Origin of the sequence: Vibrio sp. CJQ_6 (assembly GCF_043106745.1) — a bacterium.
GTDB classification, from domain to species: Bacteria; Pseudomonadota; Gammaproteobacteria; order Enterobacterales; family Vibrionaceae; genus Vibrio; species Vibrio furnissii.
On the sequence record NZ_JBICMV010000007.1, the window covers coordinates 199606 to 224639 of the forward strand.

The 25034-nt window shown below is 49.6% G+C and carries 21 protein-coding genes; 7 read left to right on the plus strand and 14 right to left on the minus strand.

Annotation, left to right across the window (positions count from 1 at the left end; translation table 11 throughout):
- Positions 1 to 16 precede the first annotated feature (16 nt).
- The 3 genes from ACF8PK_RS01615 to ACF8PK_RS01625 all read right to left on the minus strand — a co-directional run bounded on the left by ACF8PK_RS01615 (position 17) and on the right by ACF8PK_RS01625 (position 1533).
- Positions 17 to 586, minus strand: coding sequence for a YceI family protein (locus ACF8PK_RS01615; RefSeq protein ID WP_004728163.1), 570 nt, complete (start codon positions 584 to 586; stop codon positions 17 to 19).
- Positions 583 to 1122, minus strand: coding sequence for a cytochrome b (locus ACF8PK_RS01620; protein WP_014257336.1), 540 nt, complete (start codon positions 1120 to 1122; stop codon positions 583 to 585). The genes ACF8PK_RS01615 and ACF8PK_RS01620 overlap by 4 nt, the downstream gene beginning before the upstream one ends.
- 162 nt (positions 1123 to 1284) lie before the next feature.
- Complete coding sequence (locus tag ACF8PK_RS01625; protein WP_004728165.1) at positions 1285 to 1533, minus strand: DUF2164 domain-containing protein; 249 nt, start codon at positions 1531 to 1533, stop codon at positions 1285 to 1287.
- 197 nt (positions 1534 to 1730) lie between these two features.
- Between ACF8PK_RS01625 and ACF8PK_RS01630 the strand changes: the two genes are divergently transcribed.
- The 3 genes from ACF8PK_RS01630 (at position 1731) to ACF8PK_RS01640 (ending at position 4486) form a co-directional block, all read left to right on the plus strand.
- Positions 1731 to 2366: a hypothetical protein gene (locus tag ACF8PK_RS01630; protein WP_041943411.1), complete on the plus strand. Its 636-nt coding sequence runs from the start codon at positions 1731 to 1733 to the stop codon at positions 2364 to 2366.
- Positions 2367 to 2532: 166 nt separating this feature from the next.
- Positions 2533 to 3321 (plus strand): lipase, encoded by a 789-nt coding sequence (locus ACF8PK_RS01635; RefSeq protein WP_392439795.1) that lies wholly within the window; start codon positions 2533 to 2535, stop codon positions 3319 to 3321.
- A gap of 355 nt (positions 3322 to 3676) precedes the next feature.
- Positions 3677 to 4486, plus strand: a complete 810-nt coding sequence (locus ACF8PK_RS01640) for an EAL domain-containing protein (protein WP_392439797.1) — start codon at positions 3677 to 3679, stop codon at positions 4484 to 4486.
- 133 nt (positions 4487 to 4619) lie between these two features.
- On the opposite strand, the gene ACF8PK_RS01645 is transcribed toward ACF8PK_RS01640, so the two are convergent.
- From ACF8PK_RS01645 to ACF8PK_RS01675, 7 genes are all read right to left on the minus strand, one after another.
- On the minus strand, positions 4620 to 6572 hold the full coding sequence (locus tag ACF8PK_RS01645; protein WP_392439799.1) for a 7TM diverse intracellular signaling domain-containing protein: 1953 nt from the start codon (positions 6570 to 6572) through the stop codon (positions 4620 to 4622).
- A 238-nt stretch (positions 6573 to 6810) separates the two neighbouring features.
- Positions 6811 to 7125 (minus strand): cupin domain-containing protein, encoded by a 315-nt coding sequence (locus ACF8PK_RS01650; RefSeq protein WP_392439801.1) that lies wholly within the window; start codon positions 7123 to 7125, stop codon positions 6811 to 6813.
- A 130-nt stretch (positions 7126 to 7255) separates the two neighbouring features.
- On the minus strand, positions 7256 to 9565 hold the full coding sequence (locus tag ACF8PK_RS01655) for an FdhF/YdeP family oxidoreductase (RefSeq protein WP_392439803.1): 2310 nt from the start codon (positions 9563 to 9565) through the stop codon (positions 7256 to 7258).
- Between the two features lie 10 nt (positions 9566 to 9575).
- Positions 9576 to 10466 carry a formate dehydrogenase accessory sulfurtransferase FdhD gene (locus tag ACF8PK_RS01660; RefSeq protein ID WP_392439805.1) on the minus strand — a complete coding sequence of 297 codons (891 nt, stop codon included), beginning with the start codon at positions 10464 to 10466 and terminating at the stop codon, positions 9576 to 9578.
- A 325-nt stretch (positions 10467 to 10791) separates the two neighbouring features.
- Positions 10792 to 13215 carry a sensor histidine kinase gene (locus ACF8PK_RS01665; protein ID WP_392439807.1) on the minus strand — a complete coding sequence of 808 codons (2424 nt, stop codon included), beginning with the start codon at positions 13213 to 13215 and terminating at the stop codon, positions 10792 to 10794.
- A gap of 35 nt (positions 13216 to 13250) precedes the next feature.
- Complete coding sequence (locus ACF8PK_RS01670) at positions 13251 to 14363, minus strand: two-component system response regulator (RefSeq protein ID WP_055465258.1); 1113 nt, start codon at positions 14361 to 14363, stop codon at positions 13251 to 13253.
- A gap of 273 nt (positions 14364 to 14636) precedes the next feature.
- Positions 14637 to 16031, minus strand: a complete 1395-nt coding sequence (locus ACF8PK_RS01675) for an SLC13 family permease (protein WP_392439809.1) — start codon at positions 16029 to 16031, stop codon at positions 14637 to 14639.
- Between the two features lie 91 nt (positions 16032 to 16122).
- Here ACF8PK_RS01675 and ACF8PK_RS01680 point away from each other — a divergent pair, with 91 nt between their 5' ends.
- A complete protein-coding gene (locus ACF8PK_RS01680) occupies positions 16123 to 16923 on the plus strand; it encodes a helix-turn-helix domain-containing protein (RefSeq protein WP_392439811.1) in 801 nt (266 codons plus the stop codon).
- A gap of 119 nt (positions 16924 to 17042) precedes the next feature.
- Here the strand turns inward: ACF8PK_RS01680 and ACF8PK_RS01685 are convergent, their stop codons facing one another.
- The 3 genes from ACF8PK_RS01685 to ACF8PK_RS01695 form a co-directional block, all read right to left on the minus strand.
- Entirely contained in the window at positions 17043 to 18092 is a 1050-nt protein-coding gene (locus tag ACF8PK_RS01685; RefSeq protein ID WP_004728178.1) for an NAD(P)-dependent alcohol dehydrogenase, read from the minus strand.
- Positions 18093 to 18285: 193 nt separating this feature from the next.
- Positions 18286 to 19026 (minus strand): SDR family NAD(P)-dependent oxidoreductase, encoded by a 741-nt coding sequence (locus tag ACF8PK_RS01690; RefSeq protein WP_392439813.1) that lies wholly within the window; start codon positions 19024 to 19026, stop codon positions 18286 to 18288.
- A gap of 164 nt (positions 19027 to 19190) precedes the next feature.
- Positions 19191 to 19652 (minus strand): MarR family winged helix-turn-helix transcriptional regulator, encoded by a 462-nt coding sequence (locus tag ACF8PK_RS01695; protein WP_154179872.1) that lies wholly within the window; start codon positions 19650 to 19652, stop codon positions 19191 to 19193.
- Positions 19653 to 19871: 219 nt separating this feature from the next.
- Here ACF8PK_RS01695 and ylqF point away from each other — a divergent pair, with 219 nt between their 5' ends.
- Positions 19872 to 20816 carry a ribosome biogenesis GTPase YlqF gene (gene ylqF / locus ACF8PK_RS01700; protein WP_038152161.1) on the plus strand — a complete coding sequence of 315 codons (945 nt, stop codon included), beginning with the start codon at positions 19872 to 19874 and terminating at the stop codon, positions 20814 to 20816.
- A 160-nt stretch (positions 20817 to 20976) separates the two neighbouring features.
- Here ylqF and ACF8PK_RS01705 read toward each other — a convergent pair whose 3' ends face one another.
- Positions 20977 to 21972, minus strand: coding sequence for a GTP-binding protein (locus tag ACF8PK_RS01705; protein ID WP_154179871.1), 996 nt, complete (start codon positions 21970 to 21972; stop codon positions 20977 to 20979).
- Positions 21973 to 22442: 470 nt separating this feature from the next.
- Here ACF8PK_RS01705 and clcA point away from each other — a divergent pair, with 470 nt between their 5' ends.
- Positions 22443 to 23840 (plus strand): H(+)/Cl(-) exchange transporter ClcA, encoded by a 1398-nt coding sequence (clcA, locus tag ACF8PK_RS01710; RefSeq protein ID WP_004728183.1) that lies wholly within the window; start codon positions 22443 to 22445, stop codon positions 23838 to 23840.
- Between the two features lie 160 nt (positions 23841 to 24000).
- Complete coding sequence (locus tag ACF8PK_RS01715) at positions 24001 to 24960, plus strand: TDT family transporter (RefSeq protein ID WP_004728184.1); 960 nt, start codon at positions 24001 to 24003, stop codon at positions 24958 to 24960.
- The last annotated feature ends 74 nt before the right edge of the window (positions 24961 to 25034 follow it).

Sequence of the window (25034 nt, forward strand, 5' to 3'; positions counted from 1 at the left end):
TGAGACGCGCTGAAGATTACTTCTTCACGCCTTCAATATACAGTTGCATGTCGGCGTAAGACGTTGGTCCCATCACCGCAATATTAAAGTCTTTCAACTCAAGACGCGTGGTACCGCTAAAGCCCGCGCGCTCGCCGCCCCACGGATCTTTACCTGCGCCAATGAATTCAGCGTCAATCGTGATTGGTTTCGTTTGGCCGTGCAGCGTTAAATCACCCAACACTTCCAATTTGCCGTCCCCTTTATCAATCACTTTCGTGCTGGTAAAGGTTGCCGTCGCATATTTTGATGCGTCGATAAAGTCTGCACTGCGAATGTGTTTGTCACGCTCTGCGTGGTTTGAGTCGAGGCTTGTCGTATCAACAGTGACGTTCACTTTCGATGCGGCAATGTTCGCTGGGTCGTAAGAGAATTCACCGCTAAACGTGTTAAAGCGACCCATGGTGAAACTGTAGCCGAGGTGGCTAACTTTAAAGTTAACCGATGCGTGCGCACCTTTGGTGTCGATCACATAGTCCGCTGCGCTAGCGCCGAATGGCATTACCATTGCCAATGCTAAGCCCGATGCCAATAACGTCTTCTTCATTTTGATGCTCCTATCATTTTGCGTAGCGTATTATCTTGGTTAATAAAGTGGTGCTTCAAAGCAGCCGCAGCATGCAGTACTGCAATGGCAATCAATGTCCATGCAGCATACTCGTGGACCAAACCTGCTAAGTCGGATTGCCCTTCAAACAGCGCGCCAGCGCCAGGAACGGTAAACCAGTTAAACACGTCAATCCCACGGCCATCTTCTGTCGAGATCAGGTAACCTGACACAAACAGAATCATGAGGTCTAAGTAAATGAAACCATGAGCCAATTTTGCTGATACTTTTTCCCAGCTTGCCCCTTCCACCTTGGGTGACAACGTCACGACTTTCCACACGATGCGGAACAAGGTTAAGGCCAGTAATAAGATGCCAACCGATTTATGCCAATGCGGTGCCGTTTGGTACCATTGGCTGTAATACGATAAATCGACCATCCAGACACCGGCTGCGAACATGCCAATCACAACAATGGCAGACAACCAATGAACACACTGAGACGTTCGGTTGTAATGGGTGACTTCTGTACTCATGATATTTCTCTCACTGGTAGTCAGAACAACAATAATCAACCGCAAGAATATCGGTTCCTACATATTCGTAACAGAGTATTTACCAAGATTTACGCAGCGAATAGACGGCAGGATTGATGAAGACGTTCGAATAATTTGAAGACGTAGGTCAAAACAGGCGTTTTAGAATTCACTTTCTTTTTCAATTTGATAGAGCTCATCAGCGATATCAAGCATTTTGCGCTCCATCACCGACTGTGCATCTGCCAGCCCCTTATTGTAGTAAAATGGGCCGATCTTATTTGTAACAAAATCTAACAAGAACCACGCATCAAACTGTTCCAGTTCAACATCCAGTTCATCGGCACAAAATTGCTGTAACGCTAAAGCCAATGCTTCACGCTGTTGTTGCGTAAACGATACGTCACTCATGGCAGGTTTCCTTCTTATTAGGGCATTTTTTATTGCAAGTTATCCTGTTCTCCAAATTCACCATTGCGCATTTATTCGCCAACCCGCTCGTTGGATGAATGAGAACAGTGCAAAAGATCAAGAACTGGTGATTTGCTGCTCGTAGCAAGCAGTAACTGTGATAATCTTATCGAGCTTTCGTAATGGAGAACAACGCGTTGTTACTGGACATCCTCACTCAAAGTGTCAATGAATTCCAAGCGGATTGCTTAAAGCTGTGTGAAAAGCACTACCCGACGATTCATAATCAGGGCATGAGCGAACATCACCTTGGTTTGGCATTTGCCCGGCGTCTGGCACGCACACTGACCGAATTTGGTCATCGCTGTGAATACGCACCGATTGAATCTGTCTCTCAAACCGAACAGCCACATCACTATCGCATCAGTAGCGACGCAGGGACAGTTTGGGTGCTCACGCATCACATGGTCAGCGCGGGGAAAACTTGTCGTGACAAATTGATGCGCGACATCACGCAGTGGAAGCAAGAATACGGGTATGCCATCCAACCCAACGATTTGCTGCTTCTGCTAACCGACCACTGGATCAGCCGCAGCCACAAAAGCCGCGAACTCCTGCATTGGTGGACCGGCCAACTCCCGGACGAAATCGATGATTACAACGCTCAAGGTATCACGCTGTACGAAAGCGAATCCCAACTGACGCAAGCTTTAGACACCTTTTTCCATATCAGCCCTTGTTATATAAAGTTTGGTCACCCACTTAAGCGTTCGAAGAATCAACAACTGGTCCGCAAGTACATTCAGTTGTACGCCGTGTTGCAATGGGCCTAACCCAAGATGGCGTCGCAATCCTTACAACCCGATTGCGACGCCATCTTATCTAGCCGTATCAATCTGATCCAACTCTATCAGTCCAACCCTATCAGGGCGATTTCGTCACATAAGGTTCATCTTTATCTCGCATAGTGGTCACCAAAGCCACTCATCCTGCATCCATGTGAAAAGCCTCAAGCGCTATCAATATGAACGCTATGCCGTTTTATGTAATTTGGCCTATCCGCGTGTGTTCAAACAAACCAATTATGGGTTTGATCCCAACGGGCAGCGGATCGTCTACAACCGATTCGGCAAAATCATGATGCGTGTGTTGTGGAGTAAACGCGACGATGAAGTGATTGTGGTGATCAAAGGCTCGCACTCTTTAGTGGATTGGGCACTCAATTTAGCCCTGTGGAAGCGCTCGACGCCGCAACTTGGGTTGCCGTACCCAATCCATGCCGGGTTTCATTACTTAATTCATCAAGAAAGCTTGCCCGGTTACAACAGCGATACGCTGGGATTGTGTGTTTTTGAACGCCTGCTGAGTTACGTTGAACCGCTGATCGCTCAGGGTAAACATGTAACGATCACCGGTCATTCATCCGGCGGTGCGGTAGGCTGCGTTCTGGCCGATCTGCTAGAAACGCGCCACCCGAAATGCATCAAACGCGTGGTGACCTTTGGCCAACCGGCGATTGGCGGGTATCGTTTTCATCAACGTTACCAATTGTCACACCGAACCTACCGCGTGTGTTGCGATCTGGATGTTGTGACCTTTCTGCCCCCCATTCCACTCTATTATTGGCATGTGGGGAAACTACTCTGGTTACACAATGGCAAGATCTATGAAAACACCCCGACGTTTATTCGTTTGGGTCGCTCATTGGTATCGTGGCTGATTCGCCCATTTTCTTACCATTTGATGAGTCGTTACATTCGCAACAAAGATTTTTTTGATGAGCGCTAAACGCAAAGTTTGACGTCGGTCGACATTTTTCCGCAAGAAGAGACGCGCTTACATATTAACGGGGGTGTCATGCCACAGATAAAATGCAACAAAACATTGAGACGATAAATATGTGATGTCACTCGGGTAGATATAACCTCATGTAAATTAAAGTGTTATTTAAATCATGAGCATAGCGTTGATCAAAAATAGATCAAAATGAACGCTTTAAGCTCGGAATCATGGATCGGCCCTGAATTTAAAAGTTTTTATCCGATTGACATCGAACCCAGTTCGTCAATATTATGGCTATTGTCAAAATAAACACGGCATGGACGCAAAAGCACCGTGATTAATCAAGGATTACAAAGATTGTATGATTCTCACTGACCCACAGCAGTATCAGCAATACGTCACATTCGATCCGGATGGACAATACATTGCTCATTATAAAGGTCTAACGTTACGCAGCGTATTCCAACCCATTTTCGCACGCGAACAACGTGTGGTTGGCGTCGAAGCCCTCGTCCGCATTTATACGCATTACCACACGCAGATACGCCCCGATCGCTTCTTTCACTCTGAACTGTATGGCTTGATCGACAAACTCAACGTCGAATACCTGAGCCGATTGATTCACCTGCGCAACTTCGCCCTCTCTCATTACCGTCATCTCAAACTGTTTCTCAATGTATTGCCGCTTAGTGGCCATGCCGTCAATCAACACCTCAGCGATAGCTTGTTGTCACACCGCTTAGATGAATTGTCGTTAACCCATGATCAAGTCGTGATGGAATTGGTGGAGCTAGAATCGGACGACGATGCGCAGCTTAAAATCGCCACACGTTCACTTTCCGGCCAAGGGTATGGCATTGCGATTGATGATTTCGGATGCCGCGCGTCCAACCAAGCGCGTGTCGATTTACTGCAACCGGATATCATTAAGTTTGATCGTCACTTGCTGACTGAATACATGCAAGGCAATACGCGTTTGCTGCTCAATGCGATTGACGTCGCCAAACAAGCGAATGCTCAAACCGTGGTGGAAGGCATCGAAACCGCGCAGCAGTTGAGCGCGATGCAAGCGCTGGATATCACCATGTTTCAGGGCTATCACCTCGGTATGCCAGAAGCGATCGTGCCAACACAGACTCAAAGCGGCATGAAAATGGCGATGGGACAATAACAAACCGTCCGATTCACAAACCACACGATTGAGAAACAAGAGATCAGAATGCGGCTGATCTCTTGTTCGTTTAAGCACAGTCCTTTTTGCGCGATGCCCCTTTTGAACGCTTATCCGTTGGAAGGGTAATCATTTACAGCGTGGCGTGCTCTGGGATGGACACGTCAGACACCACCACCACACCATTTTTACCATTGTGCTTGATGTCATACATGGCCGTATCGGCCGCGCGGAGCGCCGTTGCAAACGAATGAGGCGCAATGGTACAGAGCGAAACCCCAATACTGGCCTGAACATGAACCACTACATCCGAATGAAGCGCAATCGGCTCGGAGATAGCAGCCAGCAATTGCACGCCAATCTGTTCTAATTCGTGTTTAGAGCGTCCCGTTTGCCCAGCAAAGAGCGCGACAAACTCATCGCCGCCCAAACGCCCCAATCCAGCATGCTCAGGAAGTCGTGACCTCATGCGCTGCGCCAATGTTTGCAGCAACATGTCGCCTGCTTCATGACCATACTGATCATTCACCGGCTTAAATTCATCAAGATCGATCAAGACCACAATGGCGGTGTCGTCTGCACTGCTTGCTCGTGACTTGAGCGTTTCAAAGTAACGGTTAAGTCCGCGGCGGTTCAAAATCCCGGTCAGCGAATCAACGGTGACATGCACTTCGAGCTGGCTTTTAGCCTGCTCCAGTTCCGCCGTGCGCGCCGCGACGCGAGTTTCCAACACCTTTTCTTGCTCAATTAATGTGTTGACTAAATCGGCCTGGGCTTTTTCTTTCTGACGTTTGAGATCGTTAAACTTCGCCACCAAGGCAAACGACAGCAACAACATCTCGACTGCCGAGCCAATTTGCATGCTGTATACCGTGAAGAAATTCGAGGGCAACAAACCGGCATTGCGTATTGAGAGCAGCGATGTGCCCACCAGCAGCAACGACCAAGCGAGCACGAAAATCTTCGCCGCTGGGATTTTCAAGCGCACCGCAGCAATCCCAACCGTGAGCAGGCTGATGGTGGTTAACACCGCTTGAATCGACATGATCTTGAACGCGAGCGGAATATCAGTAAACCATGTTGCGACCACGCAAGCGCCCCACACTGCAATGGCAGACAGCACAAACTTGTCCCAACGCGGCGCATGCGTTGCTAGGTTCAAGAATCGGCGCGCAAACATCAATGCGAGCGTTGCGGCGATGCTATAACCGGTCGGCACCACGCGATCTGACGCGTGTGTGATGTCCGGCCACAGCAACAATGGGCCAATGCCATTCATGCTTGATGCGGCCAGCGCAAAGGTGAAAACAAAGCTGGCGTAGAGCAAAAAGATTCGTTGACGCAAGCCAATAAAGAGCAACAAGTTATAACTACCGAGCGCAATCAACATGCCGTAGTAAAGCGATAACACCACCAATGTGCGCGTGTCCGATTTGGCATACGCCTGCTGCGTCATCAAATTTACGCTCATCGCCAGCGCTGCGTGGCTTTCACCGCGCACATACAGCGTGACCGCTTCACCGGGATGGAACATGATCGGAAATGCCGGTTTACGGCTAGCAAGCGGCCATTGATTCACAGGAACATTGCGCCCAGAGTAATAGGTTTCAATCCCCTGATTCGATACCACATAAAAACGCACGTCATCTAAATAGGCGTATTGAAATTCCAAAACTCGGTTTTGAATGTGCGTGATGTCGGACGTAACAGCCAGCTTTAACCACACCGCACTTTGGGTGTAGCCAAAATTCATCTCCTGCGTGTGTGCCGTATTTTGGAAATCGTCGCTGCGGGCGATGATGTCTTGTATCGTCAGCTGTGCCGATGTGTCGCGAAAGTACTCCGCTTTACCACTCAGCGGAATCACCTCATCACTGCGATCGGTTAACACCAAAGGCGATTGGGCAAACGCAGGTAATGGGCCAACCACAAAGAAAAGTAGCACAAGCCACATCAGGTGATTGAGCGTCATCCGCCCACGTTGAACGAATTGGGTAACTTGATGATGTAAGGACGTCGAATAGACGCGAGCTGACACCAACCCGTCTTGTTGGTGGGCGTGCTGTTGATGTGGTAACGGTGCCACGTAATATCTTCCGCTCTGATGATGATCGTTGTGTTTGAAGTGCGCAGTATACCGAACTTCCAAAATCATACCGAAGCGTTTTTATGATAATCTGGCATTTAGCGCATGATGTCGGCACGTTCGCTACAAAAACTGCACACTTTTGCGAACGACATGCGTTAAACTAAACAATAACGCACATCAATACATCAAATTACGCCTTTTTACGTGACATTGTCACGTAATGGACATCAACACGTTATGCTGGATAAAATACCGCCAACCAAAGTGTCACATCATCTGGGTCGGTGTATGTGACGCGATGTCGAGTATGGGCAGGAATATTCAAGTAGTCGCCCACGTGCAAGGTCTGTGATTCGCCGTTTTCAAACTCAACCGTCCCGCAACCTTGTAGCACCAACACCCATTCATGTTCCTCTTGATCGTACCAACCCTGTTTGGGGGACGTGTGCCCTTGAGACAAGATACGTTCGAGACGAAGGTTCGGCCGTTGTAGCAACGCCTTAAATTGCTCCTCCGGGAGTGCCGTTGGAATTGTTTCAAATAGATTCATGTGCTCACCGTTCCTATGACATGGTCGTGCCACAACACATTGTGGCATTCGTTGTGATGTTGATTTGTGACACTTATTAGTGACATTGTCACCTAAAACAAAGCCCACTGAATCAGTGGGCTTGCGGCGATTATTGGGCGGTTGCGAGTAACGGCGCGACTTGGGTTGCCGTGATGACCACCGCAATCGACTTCGACGTCGGAGTATCACTCAAGTCCCCTTTGCTGCTGAGGGGAATCAGCGCATTGGCTTCTGGGAAATACGCGGCCACGTTTCCTTTTGGAATATCAAACGCCACCACTTTGAACCCGACAATTTGACGCTTCACAGCATCGGTCCACAACGTTTCGATATCAACCAAATCGCCCGCTTGCAAACCTTGCTGCTCAATATCTTTCGCATTCATGAACACCACATTGCGCTCGCCAAATACGCCACGATAACGATCATCAAAACCGTAGACCGTGGTGTTGTATTGGTCGTGAGAACGCATGGTTTGCAACACAAATACCGGTTTTTTGGTCATTTGTTCCGCTTCAACCGGAATAATCGACGTAGGTAGCGCGTTGTTGGTGAGCTGCGCTTTTCCACTCGCCGTTTTCCAGTTCAATTCGCGCGCTGAGTTGCCAAGGTAAAAACCACCGGGGCCCGCAATGCGCTGATTAAACTGCTCGAACCCCGGAATGATCTGCTCGATCAAATCGCGAATGTTGTCATAGTTGTCCGCCATCGATTGCCAATCAACCGGATTGTTGTCGCCCAGCGTTGCTTTGGCCATGCCCGCAATGATCGCCGGCTCAGAACGCATCAGTTCACCGGTCATGTCGACGCGGCCTGATGAGGCATGCACCATGGAGAACGAATCTTCAACCGTCACTTTTTGTGGCCCTGCGGCTTGAATATCGATATCAGTGCGCCCCAGACACGGCAGAATCAGTGAATCTTTCCCCGGATTGACGTGGCTGCGATTGAGTTTAGTTGCGATATTCACGGTGAGCTCGCAATTGCGCATCGCTTTCGCCACCAGCGCGGTATCCGGTGCGGCAGCAACTAAGTTACCCCCCAAGCCGATAAACACTTTGCTTTCACCGCGACTCATGGCCTGCAGTGCGTTCACAACGTTATGTCCGTGCGCTTTTGGCGGCGCAAAGCCAAGGGCTTTCTCAATATTTTCCAGCAGCGCAGCCGGCGGTTTTTCATTGATGCCCACCGTGCGGTCACCCTGCACGTTGGAGTGACCACGCACCGGACACAGACCCGCACCATCTTTACCTACCTGACCAAACAACAGTTGCAAGTTCACCAATTCCTGAATGGTGGCCACCGAGTGTTTGTGCTGGGTAACGCCCATGGCCCAAGTAACAATCACGCGTTGAGCGTTTTGGTAAATATCGGCCGCTTGCGTCAGTTCTGCTTGGCTGAGACCCGATTGTTGTTCGATCTGTTCCCATGGCGTGGTACGTACAATATCCAGATACGCTTCCATGCCTTCGGTGTGCTGCGCGATAAATGCCAAATCAAATACAGATTCGCCGCACGCTTGCGCTTTCTCGTGACGCGCCAACAAAATTTTGACCAGCCCCCGCACCGCCGCCATGTCGCCACCTAATTTGGGCATGAAATAGTCACTGGTGGTGGGCGTTGAGCCATTGCTGAGCATTTCAAATGGATTCTGCGGGTTGGTAAAGCGCTCCAATCCGCGCTCTTTCAGGTTATTGAACGCCACCACTCGCGCACCACGTTTGTAGGCTGAGGCCAAAGTTTCCAACATACGTGGGTGGTTCGTCCCCGGATTTTGACCAAACAGGAAGATCGCATCAGCTTCTTCAAAATCATCAATCGTCACGGTGCCTTTACCAATCCCAATCGTGCGAGCTAACGCGACGCTGGTGGCTTCATGGCACATGTTGGAGCAATCTGGAAAGTTATTCGTCCCAAAGCGGCGAGCAAACAACTGATAGAGAAAAGCCGCTTCGTTGCTGGCGCGGCCAGAGGTGTAGAACTCCGCTTGATTCGGATGTTCGAGCTGATTGAGATGCGTTGCCACCAATGCAAACGCATCGTCCCAGCTGATCGGTTCGTAGTGATCCGTTTCCGCATTGTAGCGCATCGGCTCTGCCAAACGTCCTTGATATTCAAGGAAATAGTCGCTTTGCTTGTTCAGCCAGCTGACAGAATATTGCTCGAAAAATGCAGCGCCAACACGGCGTGTGGTGGCTTCCCAGTTCACGGCTTTTGCGCCGTTTTCGCAGAAACGAAAACGCCCTGGTACATGTTTTTCACCCCAAGCACAGCCCGGACAGTCAAACCCATGATCTTGGTTGGTTCTCAATAGGTTAGAGATATTCTTGGCAACGTTGTGACTTTTGAACAGATGATGCGCGGTACTTTTCAGTGCGCCCCAACCACCCGCTGACCCGGTATATTCTTTAATACTCATTTTATAATTCTCACTTTCTCACTGACTGCAACCGCGAATGACCGTGGTAAATATTGAACTGCTGACGTTTGGTAAAACCGATGAGTGTGATGTCAAATTGGCGCGCCATATCGACGGCCAGTTTTGAAGGTGCGCCAACGGCGACCACCACCGGAATACGGGCAATCGCCGCTTTTTGCATGAGCTCAAAGCTGACACGTCCACTGAGGATCAACACCCCTTGCGGATGCCAGCGTTGCTCTCCAATCACTCTCCCGATCAGCTTATCGACGGCGTTATGACGTCCTACATCTTCCGCCGCCGCAATCAATTGTCCCTCAGCAAAATAACCCGCGCCATGCACCGCGCCTGTGTCTGCAAACAGCGGTTGAAGGGACGCAAGCGTACTTGGCATTTGCATGATTTGGTCTGAAGTTAACCACGCTGACTCGCTATCGACATGAATATCCTGGTGCAGCGCCAACGCCTTCACCGAGGTTAATCCACAGAGGCCACAACTCGATTGACTGACATAACGACGCTCTTGGGTTTGAATACGCAACGCTTGTTGATAAGGCAGCGTGACAACCCAATGATTGGCCGCATGACGCGTTTCGTCATCAGCGAGGTTGAGATCGAGTATTTGATCAAATGAATCAATGATTTGCTGTGACAACAACAAACCACGAATCAAGTGCGCATCTTCACCCGGCGTACGCATGGTCATGCTCCACTCTTGAATGTGGCGACAATGTGTCACGGGATCATGCCATTGCACACTGATCTGCAATGGTTCTTCGATGGCGAGCGCGTCGCGTTCAAGCGTCAGTCCCATTTCGCAATCGAAACGTTGACGATGAACACGAACAACCCCCTCAGATTGAGCGCGCTGAGGGGTCGAGGTGGTGGTTTCTTCTAACATGATTCTTATTATTGGCTGACTGACTTTCACGATAAGCATAGCAAGTGGCACCGTCGGCGATACTTCGATCCGATGCTTGTCGTGTAAAGTGGGAGCTGTGTTTACACACGTTGAGCGGAAAACTACTCCTCACTTTGCGTTTGGTCAACAAAACCATATTTTAGCCATGGTTTATTTAACCTACTTTTCGCAACCTTTCGATACATAGTTCTATCATTTCGACACCAATGATGCGCAATATGCACAAATAATCATAATGATAAAATAATATTCCATTAATGAAACGTCACATTCAATTGCCACCATTCGGGGAGATGCGCCGCATTTATCCCGTCGTTTCGTTGATGCGCTCCAACAAAAACTCACGGAATTCCCGCGCGAGCTGCAAGGCGTGGTCAAAATCATACGCCGACACCGCCGTTTCCAGCTTCATACTGAGTTCGGGATTGGCTTTCTCAAAGCAAGACTTGTTTTGCATGAAGTCATACACCGCTTCAAGATCGTTCTCTGCGAGCAGTTCATACAAGTGTTGTAACTTGAACTCCAGCACGGAGAAATCCAGCTGGTCGCAACTTTGCTGACTCGGTTCAACCAGCATCTCGTGCGCATCCTGCGCTTCTTCGCGTTGGCGAAGTGCCACACGCTGCGTGGTATCGATGTTCAGATCGAGCATCAACCAAAATGTGCTGCCGTCACCGAGGCGGCTCTCAACCCCGACTTCGCCCCCCATCAAATGCGCAATCCGTTTACAAATGGCGAGTCCCAATCCAGTACCGCCGTACTTACGCGTGGTTGATGCGTCTGCTTGTTGAAAGCTCTCAAACACTTTCATTTGATCGTCAGCGCTTAAGCCAATGCCGTTGTCTTCAACACTCAAACGTAATGCGAACACCGATTCCGACGTCACCGCACCTTGAACGCGAATGGTCACATCCCCTTGTTCGGTAAACTTAATCGCATTGCTGACAAAATTGAGCATGATTTGTTTGATTCGGAAAGGATCGCCCAACAATGGCGGCAATGATTTGTCCAAATCCAGATGCAGTTTCACGCCATGTTTTTTGGCTTTGTACTCGAAAATGTCATGCACATCGTACACCAACGCGGCGAGATCAAACGGAATCTCTTCAATGTCCACTTTGCCCGCATCGATTTTCGACATATCCAAAATATCGTTGATCAGCGACAACAGATGTTTCCCCGATTTATCGATGGTGATCAGATGATTGCGCTGATCTTCGCTCAAGTTCGATGTCATCAACAAATGAGACATGCCGAGAATCGAATTCATCGGCGTGCGAATTTCATGGCTAATATTAGAAATAAACTGACTTTTGGCCATGTTGGCATTCTCAGCTTGGAGCTTGGCGTCTTTTAGCGCGCCCGTCAGTTTGTCGAGCTTGTCGCCCATGCGCATCACCGAATCTGCGGTGTCATCTAACTCTTTGAGTCGGAAACGGCGATGAGAGACGTTGAAATCACCCAGACTGACCTTGTGCACCATGTCCTGAATCGTCGCCAATGGCTGCGCAATGGCTTGACTCATTTGCTTCGAAGACAGCCAAATGAACATCAAAAACAGCGCATAGAAGCCAATCAAACCGACAATCAGAACGTAACCAATGCGTTGGTATTTGTGTTCGAGCAGCCTAGATTCTGCAAACATCTTGCTTTCATCCACAATCATCAACAGCTGCCATTTCGTTTCAGGAATCGTCGCCCACGCCACGAGTTTCTTCGCGCCCTGCAATGTCATCTGGGTAATACCTTGCGCGCTCTGGCTCAGTTGTTGACTCAAGATGGCCGTGTCGGGACGTTTGTGCAGGTTAAATTGATCCGGCTTAAACACCTCTTGTGTGATGGCTTGTTGATAGTTGTGCTCTGTCAGCTCTTGCATGCCAAAATCCTGCTCGCCCTGTGGCGGCAGCGCCATCATGGTGCCCGTATTGCTTGCCAGCACCGCGTAGCCATTCCACGGCACCGACAAGTGTTGAATGCTTTCGACAATCGAGCTCACGGTGATATCCAGCCCGACCACGCCTTCCAAAAACCCATGGTGATACACCGGCGCGATGGACGATGCCATCCAGCCTAAACCGGCGGGATCAATATACACATCCGTCCACACCCCCGTTTTTTGAGGATTGTAGGGATAAGTCGCCAAGTAGTAGAAATTGTAATCCGGGATATTCATGTCAGGCGGGTACTGCGCCAAGGTCGAAAACCAAGGATAAATTCGATTGTAGGAGTCCCAACTGTTGAAATAGACCGCGGCCACCAGATCGTTGTTCTCTTTGATCTGTTTCATCAATGGATCCAAACTCGCCAGTTGGTAGACCTTTTCCATCTGTTTGTTTGTCGTCAACCCCGAATAATAGGATGCCGCCCCGCCCTCATCGCGCAATGAATACAGTACACCGCTTTCGCTGAGTTGAAGGTTGGCTTTTTCAGTGTCGATTTCGCCGACAGGCGTAGCAAAAATGCGCTCTGTTTCGTGGCGGTATAACGCCGTTAAGCTGGCGATGTTTTTCAGCTTTTCACCGATGATTTCGGTTTCTCGCTGCGATGAAAGTTTGAGTTCGTTGTTCACTTGCTCGTTGATATAACGCATGTTATCGGCGCTGATAAAATGGTGACTGAGCAGATAAACCGCGATCAATACCGACTCCACCAAAATCAGCGGAATGATCCCGGTTTTCACCATGGAACGCCAGACCCACGCTTGTGTCGTGATGGTGTTTGATTTCATCGTTCTACCACGCTGCTTCCAGTGTATTTGATGCGCTAATTGGCATAGCGAAGCGCAACAGCGTACAACTCTTCATTGATCGCCATAAACACATCCACGATGTCCGGATCAAAATGAGTTCCACGCCCTTCCCAAATCAACTGCACCGCATCTCGATGAGTGAATGCTGGCTTATACACACGCCGACTGATGAGTGCATCGTACACATCGGCGATGGCCATCAAGCGCGCCGCAAGAGGAATATCGTTTCCTGCCAGTCCAAGCGGGTAACCGCGCCCGTCCCAATGCTCATGATGTGCATACGCGATGTCTTTGGCATAACGCAGGAATTCGATCGATTTTCCCGTCACCAGTTCCGCTTTTTGAATCGCTTCATAGCCAATCGTGGTATGCGTTTTCATGATTTCAAACTCATCTTCGGTCAGCTTGCCTTGCTTGAGTAGAATGGTGTCGGAAATGCCAATTTTGCCGATGTCGTGTAACGGCGCGGATTTGTACAGTAGATCAATGGTGCGATCGTCGAGTTGCAAGGCGTAATGTGGATTGTTGCGCAGGTTTTCCGCCAACAGTTTGATGTAGGTTTGCGTCCGGCGAATGTGGTTGCCTGTTTCGTTATCGCGTGTCTCGGCCAGCGAAACCATGGCATAAAACGCGACGTCTTGAATGGTGTGCAGTTCCTCGCGTTGTCGAACCAATTCTTGCGTCCGACGCGCCACCTCATTTTCCAGAGAGGCTTTTTCACCCCGCAGAATGTCATGGGCAAGTTTGAGTGACACATGTGCTCGCACCCGCGCTTTGACAATGTCGGGATGGATCGGCTTGGTGATGTAATCCACCGCGCCCAGTTTGAGCCCTTTGTATTCGTCGAGTTGTTCTGATTTGGCGGTGAGGAAAATGACAGGAATATGCGCCGTGGTCGGATTGGCCTTGAGTTGTTCACACACGGCAAAACCATCCATATCCGGCATCATGATATCGAGCAGAATGAGATCAGGGCTGGTGCTTTCAGCAATGCTAATCCCTTTCAAACCACTGTTTGCACCTTTGATTTTGTATTCGTCCTTGAGCAGTTGATACATCAGCGTCAAGTTCTCAGGAATATCATCAATCACAAGCAACGTCGGTTTAGACGACGACACATCAAACATCGGGAGACTCCTCTTCACTGCGAACGAACCTTGTCGTCGCATCAACACACGGTTGATTTGCAATCGCACTGTCTAAACGTGCTGAGCCTGACTGTTGGTGTCGTAAACCCCAACAAACCATTCAGTTTCTTTTGATATTAGTCGCCGCGTGAATACAACGGAGTGATAAATGTCTATTTCTTATGCACAAACCAGAATTGGCGGCCGATTGGCGCGTTGCACGATATTCCGCGCCACGCTGAGCCAAAGATGCCGCCAGATTCAGCGTGATTACTACATCCAACCCAATACAATCCACCACACGTAATCGAGTGGCATCAATACCATGATGGTGATCGCCGCCAAAGGCAGGGTCACTTTCACCAGTTTGGACAAGGGTTCTTGGGACAATTGCATCGCCACAATGAGTGGCCCCACTTGGTAGGGGAAAATGACGGTCGAAAACCCGATCACTTGTGTCATCAACACCGCAGGCACAGAAAATCCAGTGGCGTTCGCGAAATCAGCCGCCATCGGCGTCAGAACCGTTGGAACACCGGGGATGGTGGCAACCAAACCGGTTAGTGTTGAAATCAGTGACAATGCCATAAAGCTCAGAAATGGCGTATGCGGATCCGAAGGCAACATGTGGCTAAACAAAGCGCCCATTTCGGTGCCAAGCCCCGATGCATTCACCAACGCACCAAGTCCCAGCGCCGATGCCACAAACACCACAGTGCCAAAGTCGACCGAACTGTTGAACGCTTTGGGTTCAACCACGCCCCATTTGGGTAGTAATAAGATGACTGCCGTGACCAAGCCCACCCAAGCAGGGTTGACGCCATGAATGGTGTCGGTCATCCAGAACAACAGCGTGATGGCGAGCAAAATCGAGACTTTCTTTTGCATCGCTTGTGTCGACGCAAATCCATCACTTTGCGGTTCGGGAACTAAACATTTGGGATCGATCTCCGCGGGGAAAATGCGCACCACCAGCCAAACCAACACGATTGATTTCACAATCCCTAACACGGGGAAATGCAACAGCAGGTATTCGGTGTAACCAAAATGGATGTCAAACAGCGTTTCGCTCGCCCCCGCCAAAATCATGTTGGGAATATTGGCCGGAAGCACCGCAAAGCTTGGCATATTACACGCAATCGCCAGCGATGTTGCGATGCCCAAACGTCCGTGGCTGCCTTTGGTAAATCCCACCGCATCAGCCAGAGCCATGCCAATTGGAATAAGCACCACGGCTCGGCCAACAGACGATGGCATCACAAACCCCAACAGCGCAGATGTGAACACCAAACCGCCAATCAACCGCGGGTAACTCGCCGTCAGATGCGGTGCGATAAACGACGCTAGGCGCTTCCCCAACCCGGAGACGGAGATGGCCGAACCAATCACAAAGCCTGAAATGATCAGCCAAACGGCGGTGGACCCGAACCCTGCGAACAGCAGCGTAGGTTCGATTAAGTGGAAGACCGTGGCCAGCGCGAAAAACAATAAACCGGTCATAAATGGGGGAAACAGCCCAGTACTCCAGAACACCAAGGTCAACAGCACCACAGCCGCACTTTGATAAAAATTGGCCGTTTGGCCCGCAAATGGATAAAACGCCAGCGCCGCCGCCAGCAGAATAGCCACTGCAATGATCACCGGTTTAGCACGCAATTGATTGGTCATAACGACTGACTCCACAGTCCAAGAAAGTTTGCATAAAACGTAAGCAGGGTTTTAAGATACCCGACATTGTGTGACGTTTTAAGGCGCTGATATGCCAAACCATATTCCTGATACGACAATGCAGTCCCCCAGCGACGTTGCCTTCACTTGTGATGCATCCCAACCGGTGCTCACACACAGTCGCAGTATGCAGGCGGAATCAGGCATCGTGCCGCATTCACACCCGCGCGGTCAGCTATTGTGGGCCACCACTGGCATTCTTCGCGTCACCAGTGAACACGCCGTTTGGGTGGTGCCGTCTACGCACGCGGTGTGGATTCCCGGCGGCATGTTGCATCAGGTGAACAGCGAAACGGCGGCGCAAACGCGGAATATATACATCGATCCGTCGTTTTCGGTTCGCCAAAATGAAAAGGCAGTTGTCATGTTGAAAATGAGTGCGTTAATGCGAGAAATTGTGCTGACGTTGACAGAAAGCGCCAACCGGTTATCAAAAGAGCGAATTCAGCGATTGGGATTGGTGGCGTTGGATGAACTCGACGCGCTGGAACCGTTGCAATTGTATATTTCATCGGGAGAGGATCCGCGCCTGAAAAAGCTCATCCGTCACATTGTGAATCATGCAGAGCAAAACGAGTCGCTGGCGGATTTGTCTCGCCAAGTTGGCGCAAGCGTTCGCACGATTGAGCGTTTGTTCAAGGCGGAAACCGGGCTTACCTATCGTCAGTGGCGCAGCCGATTCAGGTTGATGAGTTCGCTCGAACATATTGTCAATGGTGCCAATACCACCACGGTCGCGCATCAACTGGGGTATCAAAGCGTGAGCAGTTTTATCTCGGCGTTCAAAGCGTTGTTTGGTTGCACGCCGCAGGAATACGCCAAACAGCGTTAACGCGATGGCACATTTTCCGCCTCAAAAACCAAACGCGCCAATGCAAACAGCGAACAGGAATGCAAAAAAGCGAGCAGGAATGCTGCTCGCTTGTGTTTCACTTCATTTGCCTATTGGGCTTATTTCGCTGATAGCGATGCCATATCAATCACGAAACGGTGCGCTAAGTCACCGGATTCCAACTGTTTGAACGCATCGTTAATTTGATCCATGCGGATCATTTCACATTCTGGGTACACATCATGCTCTGCACAGAACTCCAGCAGCTCTTGTGTTTCAGCAATCCCACCAATCAATGAGCCAGCAATGCGGCGGCGACCAAAGATCAGCGGTGTGGTCATCGGTTCAGCCAATGGGCCGACTTGACCCACGATGACCAGTGAGCCATCTAGATCGAGTAACGGCGTATAGATGTTCACGTCGTGTTTGGCTGGAATGGTATCGATAATCAGATCAAATGATGATGCGGCTTTCGCCATTGCATCGCTGTCGCTTGATGCCAGCAGCGATTTTGCACCCAGCGCTTTTGCTTGCGCTTCTTTGCTGTTACTGCGGCTAATTGCAGTCACGTCTGCACCCATCGCGACCGCCAGTTTCACGGCCATGTGGCCAAGGCCGCCGAGACCAATCACGCCCACGCGCGTGCCCGGTTGAACATCCCATGTGCGTAGTGGAGAATATGTCGTAATGCCCGCACAAAGAATGGGCGCAGTTCGCGCAATGTCTAGTTTTGCTGGAATACGCAAAACAAACTCTTCGCGAACAACAATGTGTTTTGAATAACCACCTTGGGTGGTTTCACCGGTATGACGATCCGGGCTGCCATACGTTGGTGTCATCCCATTTCGGCAGTATTGCTCTTCACCATGGTGGCAGTGATCGCACTCTTGGCAGCTATCAACCATACAGCCGACCGCTACGCGATCGCCCACTTGATAGGTCGAAACGTCCTGACCCACCGCAGTCACAATACCCACGATTTCATGACCGGGAACCAAAGGATAAGGTTGCGGGCCCCAGTCGCCGTTTACGGTGTGTAAATCGGAGTGACAAACACCACAATGGGTAATTTCAATAGCGACATCGTTACTTCTGAGATCTCGACGTTCAAAATGATAAGGGGTAAGTTCTGCCTTTTCTGCATGCGCAGCGTAGCCAACGGTCTTCATAACACAATTTCCTTAACGTTTACTATCGATGGAAAATGGAACGGCATGCGAAGCATGCCGTTTACTACCGTGTATTAATGTACCGTTCAAAGCGCGGCGTTGCTTGCCCAATCGTCCATCATTCTTGCCCGATTTTCATGCGATCCAAGAAATGAGAGCATTTCATCACCAGGTGAAACCAGCCGCCTGCACATTATTGCAAGTAAGCCCCACCACACACCGGATTGTAAGTGCCGGTAATGTGAGAACTTTCTTCACTCACGAGGTAGCGAACCGTATTAGCCACATCCTCTGGCTTGGCGATGCGCTGCGTGGGCGTAAACGCACGGATCATCTCTTTAAATTCTGCGGGTGCATCTTTGGTTGCATCGGTTTCCACCATGCCCGGCGCCACGATGTTCGATGTGATCCCAAACGGGCCCAGTTCTTGTGCGAGGTACTTGTTAAAGCTGTCTAGAGCCCCTTTGGCGGTGCCATGTGCAATAAACAGCGGCGCTGGCGCTTCAGATAACGTACTCGAAATGAATACCAATCGACCATAGCCTTTGTCTTTCATGACTTTCGCTGCCCATTGCGCGGTTTGATACGCAGCATGCATTTCGTCATTTAACTTTTGCGAAAATTCTTGCCAGCTTTGTTCGATAAATGGCTTTGAGGTAAAACTCATGTTGGCGTTCGACACCAGTACATCTACACCGCCGTACTCCTGAACCAACGCAAACATCGCTTCAATTTGGTGATCATCACGAACATCTGCTTTTATCGTGTGCGCTTCGCCGCCCTCAGCGCGAATTTCCTCTGCCAACGCATCGGCCACAGCCGTGCTGTTGACGTAGTTAATGAACACACGAAATCCATCTTTCGCTAACACTTTAGCCGTCGCTGCGCCAATGCCACGCGCGCCACCGGTAATCAATGCATTACGTTTTGTCATTGCCATTCCTCTTTACAACGATTGGTTTTGTTTGGCGATACCCCCTATCGATGTATCTGCACGGGTATCGGTTGGTATTGCTATCGGTTCGTATTGCTATCGGTTCGTATTTATATCGGTTTGTATTTCTATCTGTCTGGATGGATATTTGTATCTCTGGCCAGTTAGTGGTTGAGCTGCCTTAATTGGCGCACAACCTGAGCAAGGTGCTGTTTCGTGCGCTCTAATTCAGCCTCTTCAATGCCCTGCTGCGCATCGGCAAGTACCGTGGCAGCAATCTCAGAACAACGTTCAACCACAGCCAATGACTGTTGGGTTAGGCTGACGAACTTACTTCGACTGTCCGAGGGAGAACGTTGGCGCTCGATCCATCCGCGCTTCTCTAAGCCATCAATAGACCGGCTGACGCTGGATTTTTCCAGATACAACAACTCACTGATTTGGCTCTGCGTCATCGGCTCACTGTTTTTTGACTCATGGTTTTTTAAAACCAAGATGACGCCCCATTGCTCGGCAGTCATATCAATGCTGGCCTGCTTAAAACGCTGTGTCAGTAACCGGTTAAACAAGCGGCTGGCTAACCCAGTCAGATGGCCGAGTGATTGCTGATGGCGGTGTTGAGTCATGTGCTCTCCACATTCGATGATTTATTTAGTTGTATACACAACCATTATCCGATTTGTCAAATGCTCTTGCATCATTCTGTGGGCTGCCAGCGCGCCATTTCCCTCGCTGATTGGCTACACTGAACGATCTAGCGTACAATGCTTCCCATTTCGTATTCACGTCTAATTGCTTGTGACATTTACTGGCACGTTAGACCCAAAATAAGACTTATTTTTCAAATGGTTAACAATAACATCCAATGGTTTCCTGGCCACATGCACAAAGCGCGCAAGGAGATCGAAGAAGCGATTCCTCAGGTCGATGTGATCATCGAAGTACTCGATGCGCGCATTCCTTTCAGCAGCGAAAACCCCATGATTTCACAACTACGTGGCGAAAAACCCGTAGTGAAAGTGCTGAACAAACGCGACCTCGCCGATCCGGAACTGACCGAACTTTGGATTGAACACCTAGAAAAAGAAAAAGGTGTGAAAGCGATGGCGATCACCACGTCCAATGCTCAGGAAGTGCATAAGATCCTCGATTTGTGCCGCAAATTGGCACCGCATCGTGAAGAGATCGGCAAAAATATTCGCACGATGATCATGGGCATTCCAAACGTGGGTAAATCGACCATCATCAATACGTTGGCGGGTCGTGTGATTGCGCAAACCGGCAACCAACCTGCGGTCACTCGTCGTCAACAACGTATCAACCTGCAAAACGGCATCGTTTTGTCTGACACACCGGGAATTCTGTGGCCAAAAGTTGAAAACCCACACAGTGGTTTTCGTTTAGCGGCAACAGGCGCGGTCAAAGATACGGCCATGGAATACGATGAAGTGGCGTTCTACACCGTGGAATATTTGGCGGCGCACTACCCTGAGAAACTCAAAGAACGCTACCAAATTGACGAGTCACCAGAATCTGATGTGGAATGGATGGAAGCCATCGGCCGCAAACGTGGCGCATTGCGTGCTGGCGCGCGTGTTGACCTGCACAAAGCATCTGAAATTCTGCTGCACGAACTTCGCCAAGGCATCATCGGTCAAATCACGCTGGAACTTCCAGAGATGATTACGCAAGAGCTGATCGAAGTTGAAATCGAAGAAGCACGTAAAGCCGAAGAGAAAGCGAAAATTAAAGAAGAGCGCCGTAAGCGCTACCTGCGTAACAAGCGTTAATCACACAGCTTTATGTGCCCCTCATCGAGCGGTACATTATGGGATGAAAAAGGGCGATGTGAAATCGCCCTTTTTGTTTGCTGTCGCCCTATTTGTTTGCTATCGCTCAGTTTGATTCCTGAAGCTCAATCTTGTTGCTGGCGTTCAAGCTTGTTGATGCTCAGCAGGACGATTTTTCAATGCCCGCCAGTTGCAGCAAAATGTCTTCCAGCTGTTGCCACGGCATAGGCTGTGAATCAATCACTTCAATGCGGGATTCAAAACCATCTAAGCTCATTTCGTTCACCGACACCACGCGATTGGCGACGTTAAACGCATAACACCCACGCTCGGTGTTGACGACCGCTTTGATGCGTTCTGCTGTCAGATCACTGAACAGTGAAAACAGATCGTCAAATGGGAATTGGTATTCCGCGCCAAACAACCATCCACAACTGAAATAGCCTTGACCTTTGTTCTCACGACGTAGGTACGCTTGTTGTGGCGCCAATTGGAATTGCGGTTCCAATGCGGCATGGTGATGATGGTGCGATTCTACATGACTCGATGCACCGTTTTCCAATCGCTCAATATCGAGCACTTCTAAAGGCAGTTGTCCTTGCGTCACCAATTGATGGAACACTTTGGCGGGTGTTTGATCGGTGACCCAGTCGTTAAAAGCATCGATATCGTCGGCGTTGCAGGCATCGACCTTGTTGCCAATGACAACATCCGCACAGCCGAGTTGGTCGTTGAAATTCTGATTCGACGTGTATTTTTCATCACGTAAATTGCGTGGGTCCACCAATGCAATCGTTGCTTTTAAATCCACATGATCTTGATATTGCGCCGAGGTCAACGTCGCCACAACTTGTTTCGGGTGGCCAAGCCCCGTCGGTTCGATGATGAGACGATCCGGCTTTTGACGCAACAATGCGTTGATGCCCACCGACATTGGCACGCCCGCCGTACAGCACATGCAGCCGCCCGGCACTTCTTTGATCAATGCCCCTTGGTCAGACATCATGGCGCCATCAATGCCGATTTCGCCAAATTCATTGACCAATACCGCCCAGTTTTCATGCGACGGTTTATTCTTGAGCAGGTTGAGAATCGTTGTCGTTTTCCCCACACCGAGGAAACCCGTAATGATATTGGTAGGAACTTTTGTTGTCATTGGTCACTCCTTTTCACGGAGTATACCGAGGAAGATGTATCAGAGTACACCCTGGAAATGCGGAGACGTCAAAACAACAAAAGGCGCACTACAATGAGCGCGCCTCGATCCTCGTCACTCAATCGTGAGTCTGCGAGTCGGGATGTCTATAGATGCAAGCCGACCATGTACGAGGTTATTTGATTTGAATTATTTTTGATTCCATCCAAATTGTAGGTAAGGCATTCATATCCTCCATAAGAAATGTTCAAATCTGCCTTACCACTTAACTATGGTTCATTTCGCTCAGAAAACAAGTTTTCATAGCAACTTTTTAATGCAAATCACGAATTAGTCAGAACATTCAATAAATCAATCATATGTGAAATTCAATATTGCAACTTTGTCGCTATAGTTGGATGATGTGGCGCGTATAATTCTAGGCCATCCCCCCTATATCATCCCATATCGAATCCTGAGGCCCTTTTTACATGACCAAGAGAGAGAAATTTAAACACAGTTTACTCGCCAAAGTACCCAAAGACGCCATCAATCAATTTCTCTCTAAAGACAAAACCCCCATCTCAGTCCTCTTCATGGCTTTGATCGTCGGTATTCTGTCCGGTCTGGTTGGCACCTACTTTGAACACGCCGTACATTTGGTCTCAGAAACACGTACTGAATGGCTGAAAAGCGAAATTGGCAATATGTTGCCCTTGTGGCTCGCTGCATTTTTGATCAGTGCCGCGCTTGCTTTCATTGGTTATTTTTTGGTTCACCGTTTCGCGCCAGAAGCTGCCGGCTCCGGGATCCCGGAGATTGAAGGGGCAATGGATGGCATGCGTCCCGTGCGTTGGTGGCGTGTGCTGCCGGTCAAATTCTTTGGTGGGATGGGCGCGCTGGGTTCCGGTATGGTGCTTGGCCGTGAAGGGCCAACCGTGCAAATGGGTGGTGCCATCGGTCGCATGGTGACCGACATCTTCCGCATTAAGAACGAGGATACTCGTCACTCATTGCTTGCTTCCGGTGCAGCAGGTGGTCTATCGGCGGCTTTTAACGCCCCGCTGGCTGGCATCATGTTTGTGATTGAAGAGATGCGCCCCCAGTTTCGTTATTCCCTGATTTCCGTGCGCGCCGTCATTATCTCTTCTGTTGCGGCAAACATTGTGTTTCGCTTGGTCAACAGCCAAGATGCTGTGATTTCAATGCCGCAATATCAAGCGCCCAGTTTGCCCACGTTAGCGCTGTTTTTGTTGCTTGGCGTGTTGTTTGGCATCTTTGGCGTGCTGTTCAACAGCATGATCACGCGCGCTCAAGACATCTTTGTGAAAATTCACCGCAACGACCGTAAACGTTACTTGATTACTGGTTCGCTGCTGGGCGGCTGTTTTGGCCTGACGCTGCTTTACATTCCTGAGCTGACTGGCGGTGGTATCTCATTGATTCCAACCATCACCAATGGGGGCTACAGCGCAAACATTCTATTATTGCTGTTTGTCGGCCGTGTCCTCACCACCCTGCTCTGTTTTGGTTCTGGTGCGCCGGGCGGCATCTTTGCGCCCATGTTGGCACTTGGTACCCTGTTTGGCTATGCGTTTGGTTTGATTGCCAAAAGCTTGTTGCCAGAATTGGACATCGAACCGGGCATGTTCGCTATCGCGGGTATGGGTGCCCTATTCGCCGCAACCGTTCGCGCCCCAATTACCGGCATTCTGCTGGTGATTGAGATGACCAACAACTACTACCTGATCCTACCGTTGATCATTACCAGCTTGGGTGCCGTGATTTTTGCGCAGATGTTTGGTGGCCAGCCAATTTACAGCCAGTTGTTACATCGAACACTGAAAAACGAAAAACTTCGACAGCAAGATTTGCCCCAGCAGGAATAACTTTGTTTACTATTTTGTGACTGTAACGCACCGAATTGTTGAACAAAATTATCGAATTCTTGTTAGAATCGCCGCGGACTTAAGATTGAGTCCGCGGCGATTGTTTTTTCGACATTTAGAACCTTTTCGCCGCTGATAGACATCATTAAAAGGGAGTTTGATGTTGAACTGGAAAAGGCTGATTCAGGTACAAAATGTTCCTCCGTCGCAAGCTGCGCTGGCGCTCGGTGTCATTGGTCTGGGCCAAGCGTGGGCGCTCTATTTGCCGCAAGTCGGCCTTGTTTTGCGCCCTTACATGGTCATCGCCGGTGCCATCCTTCTTCTGCCTGTTCTCGCCCGTTATCTCACCAGTTATTCAACGTTCATCAACGACATTCGTCATCCGCTTTCGGGTAGCCTGATGGCACCGATGAGCATGGCACTCTTGATCCTGTGTGACTATTTGGCCGTCATCTCTCCGACCATCGCTTACCCCATCTGGGCGATTGCGCTGCTGCTGCACTTCACCATGATGATGCTGTTTTTCAGCTTTCAGTTACTCGATTTTAAAATGTCGAACATAGTACCCAGTTGGTTTCTCTATCCGGTCGGGCTGATCAGCAGTTCGTTGGCGGGCACCCAGTTTGGTCACACCGTGTTTTCAGAAACCTTGGTAACCGTGTGCATCGGCATTTACTTTTTTATGTTACCGCTGGTGCTGTATCGTTTGGTGTTTGAAGGCATGTTACCTCGACGTGCTCGACCGACCTTGGCCATCATGGCCGCCCCCATCAACCTCACCCTTGCCAGTTACCTGGTGAACTTCCCCAACCCCGACCCGATTCTCACGGGCGCATTGGCAGGCATTGCCATCACCATGACCCTGCTCATCTACCTCTGCTACATCCGTCTGCTGAGACTCAAGTTTCAACCGTCCATCGCCGCGGTCACTTTTCCATCCGTGATCAGCGCCATTGCCATGCATCGATTGACCAGCTTTTTCCACGATCAGTTTCCTCACTGGCATTGGCTGCATCACTTTGGCTTATTCGAATTAAGCGTTGCAACAGGATTGGTTATTTGGGTTTCGTATGGTTACGTTAAAATGTACTGGCCAGAGATATTCCCAAAAGCGCAATAATAATTCTTCGTTAGATTTATTTACTATTAAAAAGCAATAGAAATAAATGTCTCAGTCTCGCCGAGCGTAATGTT

Bases quoted from the DNA above. Each gene is read 5' to 3' on its own strand.
- ACF8PK_RS01615 (WP_004728163.1), bottom strand. From the start codon at position 586: ATGAAGAAGACGTTATTGGCATCGGGCTTAGCATTGGCAATGGTAATG.
- ACF8PK_RS01705 (WP_154179871.1), bottom strand. From the start codon at position 21,972: ATGACAACAAAAGTTCCTACCAATATCATTACGGGTTTCCTCGGTGTG.
- ylqF (WP_038152161.1), top strand. From the start codon at position 19,872: ATGGTTAACAATAACATCCAATGGTTTCCTGGCCACATGCACAAAGCG.
- ACF8PK_RS01640 (WP_392439797.1), top strand. From the start codon at position 3,677: ATGATTCTCACTGACCCACAGCAGTATCAGCAATACGTCACATTCGAT.
- ACF8PK_RS01690 (WP_392439813.1), bottom strand. From the start codon at position 19,026: ATGACAAAACGTAATGCATTGATTACCGGTGGCGCGCGTGGCATTGGC.
- ACF8PK_RS01665 (WP_392439807.1), bottom strand. From the start codon at position 13,215: ATGAAATCAAACACCATCACGACACAAGCGTGGGTCTGGCGTTCCATG.
- ACF8PK_RS01680 (WP_392439811.1), top strand. From the start codon at position 16,123: ATGCCAAACCATATTCCTGATACGACAATGCAGTCCCCCAGCGACGTT.
- ACF8PK_RS01655 (WP_392439803.1), bottom strand. From the start codon at position 9,565: ATGAGTATTAAAGAATATACCGGGTCAGCGGGTGGTTGGGGCGCACTG.
- ACF8PK_RS01660 (WP_392439805.1), bottom strand. From the start codon at position 10,466: ATGTTAGAAGAAACCACCACCTCGACCCCTCAGCGCGCTCAATCTGAG.
- clcA (WP_004728183.1), top strand. From the start codon at position 22,443: ATGACCAAGAGAGAGAAATTTAAACACAGTTTACTCGCCAAAGTACCC.
- ACF8PK_RS01685 (WP_004728178.1), bottom strand. From the start codon at position 18,092: ATGAAGACCGTTGGCTACGCTGCGCATGCAGAAAAGGCAGAACTTACC.
- ACF8PK_RS01675 (WP_392439809.1), bottom strand. From the start codon at position 16,031: ATGACCAATCAATTGCGTGCTAAACCGGTGATCATTGCAGTGGCTATT.
- ACF8PK_RS01620 (WP_014257336.1), bottom strand. From the start codon at position 1,122: ATGAGTACAGAAGTCACCCATTACAACCGAACGTCTCAGTGTGTTCAT.
- ACF8PK_RS01670 (WP_055465258.1), bottom strand. From the start codon at position 14,363: ATGTTTGATGTGTCGTCGTCTAAACCGACGTTGCTTGTGATTGATGAT.
- ACF8PK_RS01715 (WP_004728184.1), top strand. From the start codon at position 24,001: ATGTTGAACTGGAAAAGGCTGATTCAGGTACAAAATGTTCCTCCGTCG.
- ACF8PK_RS01695 (WP_154179872.1), bottom strand. From the start codon at position 19,652: ATGACTCAACACCGCCATCAGCAATCACTCGGCCATCTGACTGGGTTA.
- ACF8PK_RS01650 (WP_392439801.1), bottom strand. From the start codon at position 7,125: ATGAATCTATTTGAAACAATTCCAACGGCACTCCCGGAGGAGCAATTT.
- ACF8PK_RS01625 (WP_004728165.1), bottom strand. From the start codon at position 1,533: ATGAGTGACGTATCGTTTACGCAACAACAGCGTGAAGCATTGGCTTTA.